The following is a 16,625-nucleotide window of genomic DNA, read 5'->3' on the forward strand; positions in this document are numbered from 1 at the left end:
TGCCAGTCCTTCTGGACGCACTTGGCGCGGGAGCGTTTCGCCATGGTTGACCTGACCGAGGAAGAGCGCGCCGCGATCACCGCCACCATGAAGCGCGTGGCGCTGCTGATGGACGAGATCGGCTGGGCCACCCCGCTTGCCGACCTGACCGAGGCGCAGGTGCGCGCGCTGATCGAGGAAGCCGTCGAGGGCTTCCGCGAGGCCATGTCCGACATCGCCCGGGCGCAGACGCCAGAGGTGCCGTTGTGACCAAGCTCTGCACGAAATGCGGCGTCAAGAAGGACGTCTGCGAGTTCGGACGCCGCCGGCTCAGTCCCGATGGTCGGCAGACCTGGTGCCGGGATTGCCGCCGGGAATACCAGCGCGCCTATGCGCAGAACTTCCGCGATCCCGAAAAACATCGGGAGGCGCAGCGCCGCTATCGGCTGCGTCACGCTGAAAAGAACAAGGCGCACAGCATCGTCAGGAGCGCCGTCAAGGCCTGCAGGATCATCGTGCCGGTCTGGTGTCAGCGATGTGGCTGCGTGACTGACCTCGAAGCGCATCACCACGACTATAACGCGCCGCTCTCGGTCGAATGGCTCTGCTCGACCTGCCACGGGCTCGCCCACCGCAGCTACGAAGGAGGCCAGCATGCTGGACTATAACCGCCGCCCCAGCTTCGCCGACCGGGTCAACGCCGCCGTCGACCGGACGCTCACCGCCGATCAGGCGACGCGGCCGCCCCGCGACTATCTGGGCGGCTCGCGCCTCGGCCATGCCTGCGAGCGAGCGCTGCAGTTCGAGTTCACGGCGACGCCGAAGGACGAGGGCCAGGACTTCAGCGGCCAGTCGCTGCGCATCTTCGCGATCGGCCATGCGCTCGAGGATCTGGCCGTCGCCTGGCTGCGCGGCGCGGGGTTCGACCTCTACACCCGCAAGGGCAACCGCCCAGATGGCGGCCAGTTCGGCTTCTCCGTCGCGGGCGGACGCATCCGCGGTCATGTCGACGGCATCGTCGCGACCGGGCCCGACGGTTTCGGTCTCGCCGTTCCCGCACTGTGGGAATGCAAAACCATGAACGCCAAGAACTGGCGCGCCTGCGTCAAGGATGGCGTGAGCAAGTCGAAGCCGGTCTATGCCGCCCAGATCGCGGTCTATCAGGCCTACATGGAAACCAGCGTGCCCGGCATCAGCGCCGCGCCCGCCGTGTTCACCGCGATCAACAAGGACACGGCCGAGATGCACCATGAGCTGGTGCCTTTCGACGCCGATCTCGCGCAGCGCATGTCCGACCGGGGCGTGCGTATCCTGCAGGCGACCGATGCGGGCGAGCTTCTGCCGCGCGTCGCCACCACGCCCGACTTCTTCGAATGCCGCTTCTGCCCGTGGTCCGAGCGCTGCTGGGGGCTGCCGGCATGAGCGACGACGGCATCCTGCATTTCAACCCGTGGATGGACTTCAACGACGGGCCACCATCCGAGAACCCGTTCGGCTGCGATCCTGACCCCGAGCAGATCGCCGTGTTCCTCGACACCGTGTTCAGCTGGTGCGAGGGGCTGATCCCTCTCCGCGGCTTCGTCGACAAGGGTCAGGGTCGGGACGGCAAGCCGCACAACATCTGGATCCCGGCCGACGATACCGCGCCCGAGAAGCTCGCGACTTTCGCCGCATGGGCGAACCGTGAGGGCGCGGCCGTCTATGTCATCCCCGGCACGGTCGCCGAGCAGGGTCAGGCTCGTGCCGCCGACGTGCTGCAGATGCAGGCCATCGTCGTCGATCTCGACGCGGGCGATATCCCGGCCAAGCTCGACCATGTCACGCGCCACCTCGGCACGCCGACGCTGGTCATTGAGAGCGGCGGGCGGACGCCCGAAGGCGCAGCGAAGCTCCATGTCTGGTGGAAACTGACCGAACCGGCCGAGGTCGACGACCTGGTCACCCTCTGCCGCCTGCGCGGCGAGATCGCCGTGAAGGTCGGCGGCGACACGCATTTCCGCTCGGCGCACCAGCCGATCCGGGTGCCAGGGACCGTCTATCACAAGCACGGCCACCAGCGCCTCGTGCAGATCCGCGAGCATCGCACGGTCGAGGTGGACCTCGCGGATTTCGCCGAGAGAGTCGCGGAGATGCCGCCGCTGCCCGGCGTGGGCTTCGCCAGCGATGTTGCCGCACCAACATCGAAGCCCGGCATCGACGCGGTGCTCACCACGCCGGTGCGCGAGGGCGCGGTCGACGACTGGTCCCGGTTCCAGGGAGCCAGCGCCGCCATCGGCCATTACGTACGCCTCGTCCACGAGGGCCGCCTCGACCCGTTCGCGGGCTGGGAGGCGATCTGCGGCTACAACGCCGCCATGCTGCGCCCGTCCTGGCCGCTCGATCGGCTGATGGCCGAGTCCGAACGGCTCTGGGCGTTGCATGTGAAGCGCAACGGTCCGCCGCTCCTGCGCGCAGCCCACGCACATGCCCCGGCCACCCCGCTGCCGACCTTCAGCCTCGGCGCGCTGCTCGACGACACGAGCCCGATGCCGGAGGACGTCATCGGCCCCCGCGTGCTCACACCTGGCGGGCTCCTGGTGCTGGGCGGCGCGCCCAAGGTCGGCAAGAGCGACTTCCTGATCTCTTGGCTCGTGCACATGGCGGCGGGCGTGCCGTTCCTCGGCTTCACGCCGCCCCGGCCGCTGCGCGTGTTCTACCTGCAGGCCGAGATCCAGTATCACTACCTGCGCGAGCGCATGCAGCAGATCGCGCTGTCTGCCGCCGTGATCGCCGCCGCGCGCGACACCTTCATCGCCACACCGAAGCTGAAGTTGCTGCTCGACGCGGAGGGCGTCGCCCGCGTGGCCGAGGCGATCCGGGCCGCATTCGCCGACGCGCCGCCCGACATCATCGTCATCGACCCCATACGCAACCTCTTCGACGGTGGTCCCGAAGGCGGGGGCGAGAACGACAACACCGCCATGATGTTCTTCCTGAAGGACCGCGTGGAGCTCCTGCGCGAGGCGGTCAATCCGGATGCGGGCGTCATCCTCGCCCACCACACCCGCAAGGCCAGCAAGCATCAGGTCAAGGACGATCCTTTCCTCGCGCTCTCCGGCGCCAGCGCGCTGCGCGGCTTCTACACCTCGGGGCTGCTCATGCACCGGCCTGACGAGGACAGCAGCGTCCGCAGGCTGGAAATCGAACTGCGGAACGGCCCCGCGCTGCCAGGCAAGCTCATCGACAAGGTGAAGGGCGAATGGGTCGAGCTGAACCCGCTGAACGAGCGTCTGGTGCGCAAGGAGGTCGGCGCCAAGCTCGATGCCGAGCGGCTGCGCAAGCACGATGTCATCCTCGGCATGCTGCTGGATGAGGCGGCGAGCGAGCGCCTCTACACCGCGATGCAGTTCGCGGAGACCTTCGAGAACCGGGGCGGTCTGGGCAGCAAGCACACGATCCGCGAGCGGCTCAGCGTGCTGGCGACCAAGGGCTTCGTGAAGTTCCTGCGCGACCCCTCGGGGTTCGGTTTCCCCATCACCCGGTCGCGGTTCGGCTATCTCTGCGTCGAGGGCATGCAGTTCGGCGCGCCCGTAGAGCATGTCGATCCGGACACCGGCGAGGTCACCACAACCGCCCGTCCGGTCCTGCCCAGCCACTTCAAATGCCCCCAGTCCGGGCTCTGCCTGCAGGTCGAAAACCCCGCCGTCTGGGTCTACCCGGAGGGGCTGGAGGACGACCTCACTCATATGAGTGAGGCCTGACTCATATGACAGCGCCAACTGTGCACTCAACGAAATCAAGGGGTTACGGGCAAATAAGAGTCAGGTCCCTAACTCATGCCCGAAGACTTGATGAAGTCTTATTCCGCAATGATTTCAGCTACTTGCCATCGCCGGAACAGTTAGGTGTCAAACCCCCATACTACGTATGGGAGGGCCACCCCACAGGGTTGGCCACTCCTCCCATACGTCCGGGCCGGCCGCGCGCGCCGCCGTGACGCCCCCCTTGTGCTTCCCGATCCGACGACGGCGGCCCCGTACCGCCAAGCACCAGACCGCCGTCGTCTTCCACCACCACAGGCCACCGGCAAAGGAGACCCATCATGGCTCAGCCGACTCTGATCCCCAATTGCGACGGCGCAAGGTTTGAATCGCTGCCGCTCGACGCCCCCCGCAACCGCGTGGAGCAGACTTACGCGGCCCCACAGGGGCCACGGTTCTGCACCACCCTCGCGCTCGACCTCGGCACCTCGACCGGCTGGGCGATCCGCGGCCACGACGGTCTGATCACCAGCGGCACCGTCTCGCTGCGTCCCGGCCGCTTCGACGGCGGCGGCATGCGCTACCTGCGCTTCACCAACTGGCTCACCGAGATCGACCGGCTTTCCGGTCCGGTCGCCGCGATCTGGTTCGAGGAAGTCCGCCGTCACGCGGGCACCGATGCGAGCCACATCTACGGCGGGCTCATGGCCACGCTGACCGCATGGGCCGAGCTGCGCGGCGTGCCCTACGAGGGCGTCCCGGTCGGCACGATCAAGCGTCACGCCTCGGGCAAGGGCAACGCCGACAAGGCCGCCATGGTCGCCGCCGTCCGCGCCCGCGGCTTCAGCCCGGCCGACGACAACGAGGCCGACGCCATCGCCATCCTGCTCTGGGCGATCGAGACGAAGGGAGGTGTCGCATGAGATGGCATCCCCACGGCTACGGCGGTCGGCGCCGGGATCCCGAGCAGGTCAAGCGCGAGGGCTGGCAGGAACAGGGCGTCCTTGCGGTCTCCGCCGATGACGACCGCCTCACCTGGCCCGAGCGTGAACTGGTCCGCCAGCTGGGCGAGAAGCTCTACGGCCCGCGTCCTTCCGACAGGGAGGCGCGCCATGGCTGATCGCGAATGGACCGCCGAGTGCGTCGCCGATCATTTCGAGGAGGCGTTCCGCACCCTGCGCAAGCTGCCGCCGGTGAAGGCGCAGGGCTACTTCAACACCTGGCCCAACATCGTGCGGACCAGCCGCGAGATCGCGGCGATGGAGCCGCAGCCGATGCGGGTCTGGCCCTCGGCCGCCGCGATCACCCGGCTCGAGCAGACCTTCGACTGGGTGCTCTGGATCGAGGAGGCGGAGCGCAAGCTGGTCTTGTCGCGCGCGGCCCGCGTGCCGTGGAAGCAGATCAGCGGGGAACTCGGCTGCGACCGCACGACCGCATGGCGGCGTTGGCAGCTGGCGCTGACCAAGATCGCTGCGCGCCTGAATGCGCAGTGACTCCAATGTGTTGCAACACTTTTTCCTTCGACATCTGCAACATGATCATGCTATTCCGAAGGCAAGATGGGGAGAGTGCGCTGGAAAGCTCGCTCTCCCCTTTGCGTTGACGGGGCTCTTCTGGACCCCGGTATCCAGCGAGGGTCCGGCGGGGGTCCATCCCACGGCAGTTTCCGGTTCCTTCCTGGCGACATTCGTATGCTGGCGGGCGAAGCGCGGAACATCGCCAGCGACAGGGCCGGATTTTTGGGAAGCCACCCGGAAGCCGGAGCCACTCGCCCGCCGCGCAAACACCAATGAACGCTGGCCTTCCGACCGGACACCGCTGGTTGCCGCTGGACCCCGTGTGGAGTCCGGCGCGGCATCCGGAGTCCGGAAGCCACCGGTATCCACCCGACCGAGGAACCTTGCCCACCATGACGCTGAGCTTCGCCCCGGACGCGATCGAGACTTGGCCGCTGTCGCGCCTCCAGCCCTACGCGAAGAATGCGAAGGCGCATGGCGCGGATCAGGTTACGAAGATCGCCGCCAGCATGGCCGAGTTCGGCTGGACCGTGCCCTGCCTCGTCGCTGATGACGGCGAACTGATCGCCGGCCATGGCCGCGTGCTCGCCGCGACGCAGCTCGGGCTGACCGAAGCGCCGGTGATCGTGCTGGGCCATCTGACCGAGGCACAGCGGCGGGCCTACCGGATCGCGGACAACAAGCTGACGGAGCTCGGCACCTGGGACGAGGCGCTGCTGTCGGCCGAACTGAACGACCTGTTGGCGGAAGATTTCGACCTGTCGCTGGTCGGCTTCTCGGACGGCGAGTTGGACAAGCTGCTGGCCTTCGTGCCGGAGGGGGATAGTGAAGAAGGTGGCGCCGGGGGCTCCGTGCCGCCGGTGACCATCCCTGAACCGCCGCGCAACCCGGCATCGCGGACGGGTGATCTCTGGATCCTAGGCGACCACCGGCTGCTCTGCGGCGACAGCACCAGCGCGGCCGACGTGCGCCACCTGATGAACGGCGAGCGGGCGATCCTGTTCGCGACCGACCCGCCGTATCTCGTGGACTACGACGGCTCGAACCACCCGACCCGGAACAAGGACTGGTCCGCGTCCTACGGCACGACCTGGGACGACAGTTCGCAAGGAGCCGAGCTTTACGACGGCTTCATCTCGGCGGCCGTGGCCGAGGCCATCGCCGAGGATGCGGCCTGGTACTGCTGGCACGCCTCGCGTCGCCAGGCGATGCTGGAAGCCTGCTGGGAGAAGGCCGGCGCCTTCGTCCACCAGCAGATCATCTGGGTGAAGGACCGCGGGGTCCTGACCCGGTCGCACTACCTCTGGAAGCACGAGCCCTGCTTCATGGGCTGGCGGCGTCCGAACCGCCCGCCCAAGGTCGCCGAGGAAACGCTGCCGTCGACTTGGGAGATGGCGTCTTTCGCCAAGGACGAGCGGCCCGACCACCCGACGCCGAAACCGCTCGACGCCTTCGGCATCCCGATGCGCCAGCATGTGGCGCGCGGCGGGATCTGCTATGAGCCGTTCTCGGGCTCCGGCTCGCAGATCATGGCGGGCGAGGCCAATGGCCGACGCGTCTTCGCGATGGAAATCAGCCCGGCCTACATCGATGTCGCCGTCGAACGCTGGCAGGCCGAAACCGTCAAGGACGCGATCCTCGACGGCGACGGCCGGACTTTCGCGCAAGTGAAGGCCGAGCGGCTGGGCGACGACGCCGAGGCCCCGGCCGATAGGCCGGACACGGACGCTGCCCCCGAACCCGCGCGAAAGCGCCAGACCGCCGCGTGACATGCATGACCTGGCTTTACCTTCCTCCGGAGACGCTTCCGGGGCCGGAGATGCATGCCTCTTCGGCCTCTCCCTCTGCTCCGGCGCGGGCGGGCTCGACCTCGGGCTCGCCATCGCCATCCCCGGATATCGTGCTGTGGGCCATGTCGAACGGGAAACCTACGCCGCAGCCACTCTCGTGGCGCGGATGGAAGACGCGTCCCTGGATAGCGCGCCTGTCTGGGACGACGTTGCCACCTTTGACGGCCGCCCTTGGCGCGGCGCGGTGGACATCGTTACTGCGGGCTATCCGTGCCAGCCGTTCTCGGTCGCGGGCAAGCGCCGGGGTGCGGACGACCCGCGCCACCTCTGGCCGCATGTCGCTCGGATCATTGGAGAGGTCGAGCCGCCCTTCGTCTTTCTCGAGAATGTCGCCCATCATCTCCGCCTCGGCTTCCCCGAAGTCGCCAGCGGGCTGGTCGGCATGGGCTACCGCCTTGCGGCAGGCCTCTTCACGGCGGCGGAAGTCGGCGCGCCCCACAAGCGCGAGCGGCTCTTCATCCTCGCGATCCGCGAGGGGGACGACCTGGCCGACCCCGCGCGCCTGCTCTGGCACCCGATCGAGTGGCGGGAACCGGACGGAGCTGCTGCGGCTCTGGCCGACACCGAGGGCCAGCGCCAACGAGAACCGGCAGACGAAGCCGACGCCCTCGCAGGAAGCGGGCCAGCACGGGATGAACCTTGCGACCACGGCTGCGATGTGGCCCACGCCGCAGACCGACAGTTTCCGCAGCCGGGGCGGCGAACGACGAGACGAGAAGGGTCTGGACCGCATGGCGCGGGACTGGCCGACGCCGATGGCGAACGACGGCTGCAAGCCGAGCGCGGGCAACCGCAAGACGGCCGATCTGACCCATGCGGTGGGATTGTGGATGACGCCGACGGCGCGGGATCACAAGGACGGGGCGACGACACTCGCGAACACGCCGGTGAACGGCCTGCTTGGCCGCCAGGTCCTGGTGACGCCGATGGCTGGGAGCGATACCTCCGAGCCGCGCCGGACCTTGAACCCGCTGTTCGTCGAGGCACTGATGGGTTGGCCCACCGGGTGGACCGGCTTCGCCTCTGTGGCAACGGCGTGGCCCCCTTGGTTGCGGCGCATGCGCTGCGAACTCTCGCGGCTGAACTGCTGGCCGATGGATGAGGCAGCGGCATGAAGCAGACCCGCCTCATGTCGCTGGTCGAGTCCGTCGCCAACGTGATCGTCGGCTACGGCGTCGCGGTCGTGACGCAGATCCTGATCTTCCCGATCTTCGGGCTGCACACGACGCTGGCGCAGAACCTGAAGATGGGCGCCATTTTCACCGTCGTCTCGATCGCCCGTTCCTTCGCCTTGCGGCGGGTGTTCGAGGCGATCCGGATGCGGAGCGCCAAATGATCGACCGCCGCCCCGTAGGGACGGCGGTCATCAGCTTGTCGGGGTCCGGCGCGTCAGGCGGCGGGGAGTTTGTACACGCGCCCCCGATCCTCGACCTTCTCCGAGGTCACCTCGAGCCCGAGCTTCTTCTTCAGCGCCCCCGCCATCGCGCCGCGCACCGTGTGCGACTGCCAGCCCGTCGCGGCCATGATCTCCTCGATGGTCGCGCCGTCCGGTGCGCGCAGCATGGCGATCAGCGTGGCCTGCTTGGTGCCCTCGCGCGGTGTGCGCGTCTTGGGCGCGGTTTCGGCTACGGTGGGGGTGTCCGGCGCGGCCTCCTCGGTAGGCGCGTCCGTCGCGCCCGCAGGCGCGGGGTTCGCGTCCTCGGTCTCGATCCCGATGGCGGCAAGGCCCGCGTCGGTGGCAACCAGCGTGACGCCGTGGCCGTCTCCGGTCTCGCGCCACATAAGCTCGCCCTTGCGCGTGTCGGCGTCGACCTCCTGCAGGAAGTTCTTCGCGAGCATCGCGCCGACCACCTTGGCAGCGGCGCCGCCGCGCAGGCTCTCGGGCAGCGGCAGTGCGATGCGGTCCTCGCGCTGTGCGGCGGCGCTGAGGATGATGGCTTGGGTGTCAGAAAGCTTGGTCATGGGATCGTCTCCGTATTCGGGCCCGCGTCATGCGGCGCCTCCTACGACCCCGAGCCGCGCAGGGCGCGCGGCGGGAGTTCCGGCAGTGCCGGAGATCAGCGGGCGTGCTCGCCCTCGCCGAAGGCGCTGTCGGTGATGCGCTTCAGGAGGCTGGCGTAGTGTTCGAGGGTGCCGACATGGCCCCAGTTGATCTCGTCGGGGTGGGCGTTGAAGTGGTCGTCGCTCAGCGTCTGCAGCCGGGCGAGCATCTCGTCGATCTCGGCCTTCTTGCCGATGAAGGCCGCGAGCGCGGCTTCCTTATTCCGGCGCGCCTTCTCGGCGCGGAGTTCGTGGCGCGGGGTGGTGATCGGGTTCAGGCGCGTGGTCATCGTGATGGCTCCTTGGTGAGTTGCATCGTCCTTCTGAACGGACGTTCGCTCCGGTCGCGCTGCTTATCAACTCGATAAGAACATGATTTCGATAGATAATCGGAGCCGTCGATGCAGGGCATGAGCGAGCGCCAGTACGCCGCGCATGTCGGGCTGTCGCGGGGCGCGATCCAGAAGGCCAAGGCCGCCGAGCGGCTGGTCCTCTATCCCGACGGCAGCATCAACGCGGCCGCCAGCGACGCCAGACGTGCCGAGACGACCGACCCGTCCAAGACCCGCAAGCCGCCCACGCCGAAGCTGAAGCCCGTCCCCGAGGCGGCCGTGGCCGCTGTTGGCGACACGCTGCGTGAACAGGGGCTGGCAGTCCCGGCCGTCGGCGGCGGCACGACCTTCCTGCAGGCGAAGACCGCGAACGAGGTGCTGAAAGCGCAGGAGCGGCGCATCCGGCTCCAGAAGCTGAAGGGGGAGTTGATCGAGCGGGCCCGCGCGCTGGCGCTGGTGTTCCGGCTGGCGCGGGAGGAACGGGACGCGTGGGTGAACTGGCCTGCACGCGCGGCGGCGCTGATGGCGGCCGAACTGTCAGCCTCGTGCGCCGACGTGACCGGCCAGCAGATCACCGTGGAGCCAGCCGCGATGCAGAAGGTCCTGGAGAAACATGTACGCGCCCACCTCGACGAACTCGCCGAGGTCCGGCCCGACTTCCGGTGACGATGATGGCCTGATCGACTTCGACGGCGCGGGCGAGATCCTCCGCGCCTGGGGCAACGGGTTGCGGCCCGACCCGGACCTGACCGTTTCGGAATGGGCGGACCGGCACCGGATGCTCTCGGGGCGGGCTTCAGCCGAACCGGGGCGGTATCGCACCGTGCGCACGCCCTACATGCGCGAGATCATGGACCGGCTGTCGCCGGGGGATCCCACGCAGCGGATCGTGTTCATGAAGGCGGCGCAGGTCGGCGCGACCGAGGCGGGCAACAACTGGATCGGGTTCGCGATCCACCAGGCGCCGGGTCCGATGCTGGCGGTCCAGCCGACCGTGGAACTGGCCAAGCGCAACTCGCGCCAGCGCATCGACCCGCTGATCGATGAAAGCCCAGAGCTGCGGGAGCGGGTGAAGCCCGCGCGATCCCGCGATGCGGGCAACACGATGCTCTCGAAGGAGTTCGCGGGCGGCATCCTGATCATGACGGGCGCGAACTCGGCGGTCGGGCTTCGGTCCACCCCGGCGCGCTACATCTTCCTCGACGAGGTCGACGCCTATCCCGCCTCGGCCGACGAGGAAGGCGATCCGGTCACGCTCGCCGAGGCGCGCTCCCTGACCTTCGCCCACCGGCGCAAGGTGCTGCTGGTCTCGACGCCCACGATCCGGGGGCTGTCGCGCATCGAGCGCGAGTACGAGGCCAGCGACCAGCGTCGGTTCTTCGTGCCGTGCCCACAATGCGGCCACGCACAATGGCTGAAGTTCGACCGGCTGCGCTGGCAAAAGGGCCGCCCGGAGACGGCCGAGTATCACTGCGAGGGCTGCGACGCGGCAATCGCGGAACACCACAAGACGGCGATGCTGGAGGGCGGCGAATGGCGGGCGACCGCCACGGCCGCCGATCCGACCACGGTCGGGTATCACCTCTCGGCGCTTTACTCGCCGATCGGTTGGCTGAGCTGGGAGCGGATCGTGCGGTCATGGGAAGCGGCCCAAGGGTCGGACGAGGCGATCAAGGCGTTTCGAAACACCATCCTTGGCGAGACATGGGTCGAAACCGGGGAAGCGCCGGATTGGCAGCGGCTCTATGACCGGCGTGAGCGCTGGAAATCGGGCACCGTTCCTGCGGGTGGGTTGTTCCTTACCGCCGGGGCTGATGTGCAGAAGGACCGGATCGAGGTTGACGTCTGGGCATGGGGTCGTGGACTCGAGTCCTGGCTCGTCGATCATGTCGTGATCGAGGGCGGGCCGGACCGGCATGATGCGTGGTCGGAACTGACCGCGCTGCTGGACAGGTCCTGGCCGCACGAACGCGGCGCGCATCTTCGCATCGCCCGGCTTGCCATCGACACCGGCTACGAGGCCCCGGCGGTCTACTCCTGGTCGCGGGCGCAGGGGTTTGCGCAGGTGTCGCCGGTGAAAGGCGTCGAGGGGTTCAACCGAGCCAGCCCCGTCTCGGGTCCGACCTTCGTGGATGCGACCGAGGGCGGGAAACGCCTGCGGCGCGGCGCGCGGCTCTGGACGGTGGCAGTGTCGACCTTCAAGGCCGAAACCTACCGCTTCCTGCGGCTGGCACGCCCGACCGAGGAGGAGATGGCCGACGGGGCGGCGTTCCCGCCCGGCTCGGTGCACCTGCCGCACTGGGTCGAGAACGAATGGCTGAAGCAGTTCGTGGCCGAGCAGCTGGTGACGGTGCGCACCAAGCGCGGCTTCGCCCGGCTGGAATGGCAGAAGCTGCGCGAGCGCAACGAGGCGCTGGATTGCCGGGTCTACGCCCGCGCAGCCGCCTGGATCGCGGGCGCGGACCGCTGGCCCGACGAGAAATGGCGCGACCTCGAGGATCAGCTCGGGGCCGCCCCCACCGACACCGATCCCGCCGGGCAGATCAACCGGCCGGGACAGGCCCCGCAGGGCAAGCGCCGCTCCGACTGGCTCGGGCGGCGGGAGGGATGGTTCTGAACATGATCGACTGGACGGAAACCGAGCTTTCGGCGCTGCGCCGGGCCTATGCCAGCGGCACGACGCGCGTCAGCTATGACGGCAAGTCGGTGGATTACGGCTCGGCCGAGGATCTGCTCGCCCGCATCCGGACCATCGAGCGCGCCATCGCGGGCTTCAGCCGCCCGCTGCCCGTGGCGGGGCTCGCTGGCTTCTCGCGCGGGGATCGCTGATGTCGGCGACCTGGTTCGACCACGCCATCGCCACGGTGGCGCCGCGCATGGCGGCTCGGCGCGTGATGGCGCGTCAGGCATTCGAGACGCTGACGCGTGGCTATGACGGCGCGGCGCGCGGGCGACGGACGGACGGCTGGCGCGCGCCGGGATCCTCGGCCGACACCGAAATCGGCGTCGCCGGGGCGCTGCTGCGCGACCGCATGCGCGATCTGGTGCGCAACAACCCGCATGCGGCCAAGGCCGTGGCGGTGCTGGTCAACAACATCATCGGCGCGGGCATCATGCCCCGCGCCGCTAGCGGCGACGACAAGCTGGACCGGAAGGTCGATGCGCTCTTCGAACGCTGGACGGCGGACTGCGACGCCGATGGCCAGCTTGACTTCTATGGCCTGCAGACGCTGATCTGCCGGGAGATGGTCGAGGCGGGCGAGGTTCTGGTGCGCCGCCGCCTGCGGCGCGCGAGCGACGGCCTGCCGGTGCCGCTGCAATTGCAGGTGCTGGAAGCCGACTTCCTCGACGCGACCAAGTCCGGCGCCATCGGCGCGGGACGGCTGGTCCAGGGGATCGAGTTCGATCCGGTCGGCAAGCGCAGGGCCTACTGGCTGCACGCGGAGCATCCCGGCGACGCCTATGGGGCCCTACAGAACGGTCTGCAGAGCCGCCCGGTCCCCGCGACCGAGATCGCCCATGTCTACGAGAAGCAGCGCACGCAGGCGCGCGGCGTCCCTTGGGGCGCGCCGGTGATCCGCAGCTTGCGCGATCTCGACGATTACGAGGTGGCCGAGCTGGTCCGCAAGAAGACCGAGGCCTGTGTCACCGCCATCGTCTTCGGCGACGACGAGGCGCAGCAGGGGATCGCGCCGTCCGTGGTCGACGCCGATGGCAACCGGGTCGAGCAGTTCGAGCCGGGGCTGATCGCCTATGCCCGCGGCGGCAAGGACATCCGGTTCAACCAGCCCTCCGCCACCGGCGGCTACGGCGAATACAAGCGCGCCAGCCTGCACACGATCTCGGCCGGGTTCCGGGTGCCCTACGAGCTGCTGACCGGCGATCTCAGCCAAGTGAACTATTCCTCGATCCGGGCGGGGCTCGTGGAGTTCCGCCGCCAGATCGACGCGGTGCAGTGGCAGCTGTTCATCCCGATGTTCTGCGCGCCCGTCTGGCGGTGGTTCACCGAGGCCGCGTGGGCCGCGGGGCAGATTCCGTCGCCGACCGTGCCGGTCGAATGGTCGCCGCCGAAGTTCGAGGCGGTCGATCCGCAGAAGGACGCTATGGCGAACCTGCTCTCGATCCGCTCCGGCACCATGACGTTGGCCGAGGTGATCGCGAAGCAGGGACGCAACCCCGACGCGGTGCTCGAGGAGATCGCCGCGACCAACGCCAAGCTCGACGCGCTGGGGCTGGTGCTCGACAGCGATCCGCGGCGGGTCACCAAGACCGGCAGTGCGCAGACCGGCGATCCGGCGACCGATCCCGCCACCGACGCACCGGACACCGACGACCCGGCCGCCGAGGCGGAAACCGACCCGGCGCAGGCCGACCAACAGGACTGACCCTCATGGACACGATGATCGAACTGCCGGCCATGCGCCGGTCGGCGGAGCTTGCGCCGAACACGGCCGATGCCGAAACCCGCACCGTTGAGGTGGTCTGGTCGGCCGGGGCCCGCGTCCGCCGCGCCACCTTCTTCGGCGAGCCCTACGACGAGGAACTGAGCCTCGACCCGGCCCATGTGCGGCTCGACCGGCTGAACGCGGGCGCACCGTTCCTGAAGGTGCACGAGCTCGACACGCTCGACGCGGTGATCGGCTCGGTCGTGCCGGGTTCGGCGCGGATCGAGAACGGCCGGGGCATCGCGCTCGTGCGCATCTCCGAGCGCGCCGATGTCGAGCCGGTCTGGCGCGACATCCAGGCCGGGCACATCCGTGCCGTCTCCATCGGCTACCAGGTCCACCGCTTCGAGGTCTCGAAACCCGAGGCCGCGCGCGAGCTTTGGCGCGCGGTGGACTGGACGCCGTTCGAGGTCTCCGCCGTCGCGGTCGGCGCCGATCCCGCCGCCGGTTTCCGCGCCCAGCACCCCCTTCACGACTGCGTCCTCCAACGCCGGGACGCCCCCACAGAGCAAGGAGCATCCCCGATGACGGACAAGACCCAGACCCCTTCGAGCGACGCCGCAACCCCCGCCACCCCCCAGCCGACCGAGCCGGTCGAAACCGAGGACAACCCCATGACCGAGCCGAATGCGGCTGCGCCCGACTCGAAGGTCGCCGCCAGCGAGACGCGCGCGCAGCCGAAGACGCAGGCAACGCCCGCGCCCGACACCGAGGCGGTCGCGACCCGCGCCCGCGAGGCCGAGCGCGACCGCGTCTCGACCATCTACGATCTGGCAGGCCGCCTGAACCTCGAGCGCGGCTTCGCCGAGGATCTGGTCAAGCGCGGCGTCAGCGTCGACGAGTCCCGTCGACTGATCCTCGATCAGGTCGCCGCCAAGTCGGACGAGACCCGGACCTTCCCCCATGTCTCCGTCCCCCTCGGCGGCCGAGACGAACGGATCACCCGCCGCGATGCCGTGGCGAATGCGCTCCTGCACCGCTACAGCCCGACGCTGTTCCAGCTGGAGGACGCCGCCCGACAGTATCGCGGCATGACGCTGCTGGAACTGGCCCGCGAAAGCCTCGGCAATGCCGGGGTGAACACGCGGGGCCTCTCGCGCGACGAGGTGGCGACGCGGGCCCTGCACTCGACCTCGGACTTCCCCGAGATCCTGTCGGCGGTCACCAACAAGACCCTGCGTCAGGCCTACGAGGCCTATCCCCGTACCTTCATGCTGTTCTGCCGCCAGGTGCTGGCGACGGACTTCAAGGCCATGCACCGCGTCCAGCTCGGCGAAGCGCCGCAACTGCTCGAGGTCGGCGAGAGCGGGGAGTTCAAGCGCGGGGCGCTCGGCGAGAGCAAGGAGAGCTACAAGGTCAAGACCTATGGCCGGGTGGTGGCGATCACCCGCCAGACGTTGATCAACGATGATCTCGACGCCTTCACCCGGATCCCGGCGATGTACGGCAACTCCATTGCCCAGCTGGAGTCGGACGTGGTCTGGGGGATCATCACAGCCAACCCGGCGATGGCCGACGGCAACGCGCTCTTCCACACCACCCACAAGAACCTCGCGGGCACCGGAGCGGCGCTGGACGTCGGCAGTGTCGGCGCGGCGCGCGCCGCCATGGCCAAACAGACGGGGCTCGACAAGAAGACGGTGCTGAACGTCCGCCCCGCCTTCCTGATCGTGCCCGCCTCGCTGGAACTGAAGGCCGAGCAGCTGGTCGCCCAGAACCTCGTGCCCGCCGCGACGTCCAGCGTGGTGCCGCAGTCGATCCGGACGCTCGCGCCGATCAGCGAGCCGCGCCTCGACGCCGCCAGCGAGACCGCCTGGTATCTGGCTGCCAGCCCGAACCAGATCGACACCATCGAGTACGCCTATCTCGAGGGACAACAGGGCGCCTACATCGAGACGCGCAACGGCTTCGACGTCGACGGCGTCGAGATCAAGTGCCGCCTCGACTTCGGCGCCAAGGCCATCGACTGGCGCGGCCTCTACAAGAACCCGGGCGCGTGAGGCCCGCATCCTGAACCCTGAAACGCGGGCGGTCCTGACGGGCCGCCCTTCGTCTTTCCACGAGGATCACCCCCATGAAAAACTTCGTCCAGCCCGGCAACACCATCACCCTGACCGCGCCCTATGCCGTTGCCTCCGGCGATGGCCTGCTCGTCGGTTCCATCTTCGGCGTGGCCTCCGGCACCGCCGCGCTCGGCGAGAGCGTCGAGACCGCGCTTACTGGCGTCTTCGACATCACCAAGATCGGCTCGCAGGCCTGGACCGCGGGAGCCCGGATCTACTGGGACGATACCAACAAGCGCACCACCAACGTGGCGACCTCGAACACGCTGATCGGCGTCGCCACCGAGGCGGTCGCGGGCGGCGCTGGTGACACCGTCGGCCGGGTGCGGCTGAACGGTGCGTTCTGATGAGCGCCTTCGCTGACGCCGTCAGCGCGCTCTTCGCCGATCCGAACATCGGCCGGGACGCGGTCTACATCGTCGACGGCGGCTCGCCTGTCCTGGTTCGGGTCGTTGCCCGGCGTGCCGATGCGATCAGCGATTTCGGCGATGCGCGGCTCTGGTCCGAGACCACCCTGATCGACCTGCGCGTCGCCGAGGTGGCGAACCCGCGCCCCGGAGACCGGATCGAGATCGACGACGACGCCTTCCTCATCCAGGGCGAGCCCGTTCGCGATCGCGAGCGGCTGGTCTGGACCGTCGACCTGCGCCCGGCGTGAC

Annotated in this window: 19 protein-coding genes and 1 pseudogene; 18 read left to right on the top strand and 2 right to left on the bottom strand. The window is 68.8% G+C overall.

Annotated elements, in window-relative coordinates; all coding sequences use genetic code 11:
* Positions 1-42 precede the first annotated feature (42 nt).
* From BU28_RS0115040 to BU28_RS0115085, 11 genes and pseudogenes are all read left to right on the top strand, one after another.
* Positions 43-249 (top strand): DUF6511 domain-containing protein, encoded by a 207-nt coding sequence (locus BU28_RS0115040; protein ID WP_028720211.1) that lies wholly within the window; start codon positions 43-45, stop codon positions 247-249.
* The gene (locus tag BU28_RS25545; protein WP_143809682.1) at positions 246-647 is read left to right on the top strand and encodes a hypothetical protein; all 402 of its coding nucleotides are present in this window, start codon (positions 246-248) and stop codon (positions 645-647) included. The genes BU28_RS0115040 and BU28_RS25545 overlap by 4 nt, the downstream gene beginning before the upstream one ends.
* Positions 634-1,401, top strand: a complete 768-nt coding sequence (locus BU28_RS0115045) for a PD-(D/E)XK nuclease family protein (protein WP_028720212.1) — start codon at positions 634-636, stop codon at positions 1,399-1,401. The genes BU28_RS25545 and BU28_RS0115045 overlap by 14 nt, the downstream gene beginning before the upstream one ends.
* Positions 1,398-3,719 (top strand): AAA family ATPase, encoded by a 2,322-nt coding sequence (locus tag BU28_RS0115050; protein ID WP_233144943.1) that lies wholly within the window; start codon positions 1,398-1,400, stop codon positions 3,717-3,719. The genes BU28_RS0115045 and BU28_RS0115050 overlap by 4 nt, the downstream gene beginning before the upstream one ends.
* Positions 3,720-4,060: 341 nt before the next feature.
* On the top strand, positions 4,061-4,642 hold the full coding sequence (locus BU28_RS0115055; RefSeq protein ID WP_028720214.1) for a hypothetical protein: 582 nt from the start codon (positions 4,061-4,063) through the stop codon (positions 4,640-4,642).
* Positions 4,639-4,839 (top strand): hypothetical protein, encoded by a 201-nt coding sequence (locus tag BU28_RS0115060; protein ID WP_028720215.1) that lies wholly within the window; start codon positions 4,639-4,641, stop codon positions 4,837-4,839. The genes BU28_RS0115055 and BU28_RS0115060 overlap by 4 nt, the downstream gene beginning before the upstream one ends.
* Positions 4,832-5,212: a DUF6362 family protein gene (locus tag BU28_RS0115065; RefSeq protein WP_028720216.1), complete on the top strand. Its 381-nt coding sequence runs from the start codon at positions 4,832-4,834 to the stop codon at positions 5,210-5,212. The genes BU28_RS0115060 and BU28_RS0115065 overlap by 8 nt, the downstream gene beginning before the upstream one ends.
* A gap of 416 nt (positions 5,213-5,628) precedes the next feature.
* The gene (locus BU28_RS0115070; RefSeq protein ID WP_028720217.1) at positions 5,629-7,005 is read left to right on the top strand and encodes a site-specific DNA-methyltransferase; all 1,377 of its coding nucleotides are present in this window, start codon (positions 5,629-5,631) and stop codon (positions 7,003-7,005) included.
* A gap of 1 nt (position 7,006) precedes the next feature.
* Positions 7,007-7,513, top strand: a pseudogene (locus BU28_RS26395) (DNA cytosine methyltransferase); the annotation flags it as partial.
* 205 nt (positions 7,514-7,718) lie between these two features.
* A complete protein-coding gene (locus BU28_RS26400) occupies positions 7,719-8,201 on the top strand; it encodes a hypothetical protein (protein WP_028720219.1) in 483 nt (160 codons plus the stop codon).
* A complete protein-coding gene (locus BU28_RS0115085; protein WP_028720220.1) occupies positions 8,198-8,422 on the top strand; it encodes a DUF7220 family protein in 225 nt (74 codons plus the stop codon). The genes BU28_RS26400 and BU28_RS0115085 overlap by 4 nt, the downstream gene beginning before the upstream one ends.
* Before the next feature lie 53 nt (positions 8,423-8,475).
* Here the strand turns inward: BU28_RS0115085 and BU28_RS0115090 are convergent, their stop codons facing one another.
* Together BU28_RS0115090 and BU28_RS0115095 are read right to left on the bottom strand one after the other, a co-directional pair.
* Positions 8,476-9,048, bottom strand: coding sequence for a DUF3489 domain-containing protein (locus BU28_RS0115090; protein WP_028720221.1), 573 nt, complete (start codon positions 9,046-9,048; stop codon positions 8,476-8,478).
* Between the two features lie 95 nt (positions 9,049-9,143).
* Entirely contained in the window at positions 9,144-9,416 is a 273-nt protein-coding gene (locus tag BU28_RS0115095) for a hypothetical protein (protein ID WP_028720222.1), read from the bottom strand.
* A 111-nt stretch (positions 9,417-9,527) separates the two neighbouring features.
* Between BU28_RS0115095 and BU28_RS0115100 the strand changes: the two genes are divergently transcribed.
* From BU28_RS0115100 to BU28_RS0115130, 7 genes are all read left to right on the top strand, one after another.
* Positions 9,528-10,124: a hypothetical protein gene (locus tag BU28_RS0115100; RefSeq protein WP_028720223.1), complete on the top strand. Its 597-nt coding sequence runs from the start codon at positions 9,528-9,530 to the stop codon at positions 10,122-10,124.
* A complete protein-coding gene (locus BU28_RS0115105; RefSeq protein WP_028720224.1) occupies positions 10,072-12,075 on the top strand; it encodes a phage terminase large subunit family protein in 2,004 nt (667 codons plus the stop codon). Before BU28_RS0115100 ends, BU28_RS0115105 begins: the two co-directional genes overlap by 53 nt.
* A 2-nt stretch (positions 12,076-12,077) precedes the next feature.
* Positions 12,078-12,287, top strand: coding sequence for a phage head-tail joining protein (locus tag BU28_RS0115110; RefSeq protein ID WP_177208251.1), 210 nt, complete (start codon positions 12,078-12,080; stop codon positions 12,285-12,287).
* The gene (locus BU28_RS23220) at positions 12,287-13,843 is read left to right on the top strand and encodes a phage portal protein (protein WP_036763067.1); all 1,557 of its coding nucleotides are present in this window, start codon (positions 12,287-12,289) and stop codon (positions 13,841-13,843) included. The genes BU28_RS0115110 and BU28_RS23220 overlap by 1 nt, the downstream gene beginning before the upstream one ends.
* Positions 13,844-13,848: 5 nt before the next feature.
* Positions 13,849-15,903, top strand: a complete 2,055-nt coding sequence (locus tag BU28_RS0115120) for a prohead protease/major capsid protein fusion protein (RefSeq protein WP_028720226.1) — start codon at positions 13,849-13,851, stop codon at positions 15,901-15,903.
* 74 nt (positions 15,904-15,977) lie between these two features.
* Complete coding sequence (locus BU28_RS0115125; RefSeq protein WP_028720227.1) at positions 15,978-16,313, top strand: DUF2190 family protein; 336 nt, start codon at positions 15,978-15,980, stop codon at positions 16,311-16,313.
* Entirely contained in the window at positions 16,313-16,624 is a 312-nt protein-coding gene (locus tag BU28_RS0115130; protein ID WP_028720228.1) for a head-tail joining protein, read from the top strand. Before BU28_RS0115125 ends, BU28_RS0115130 begins: the two co-directional genes overlap by 1 nt.
* Position 16,625: the final 1 nt, after the last annotated feature.

Origin of the sequence: Paracoccus yeei ATCC BAA-599, from assembly GCF_000622145.1 — a bacterium.
GTDB lineage: Bacteria > Pseudomonadota > Alphaproteobacteria > Rhodobacterales > Rhodobacteraceae > Paracoccus > Paracoccus yeei.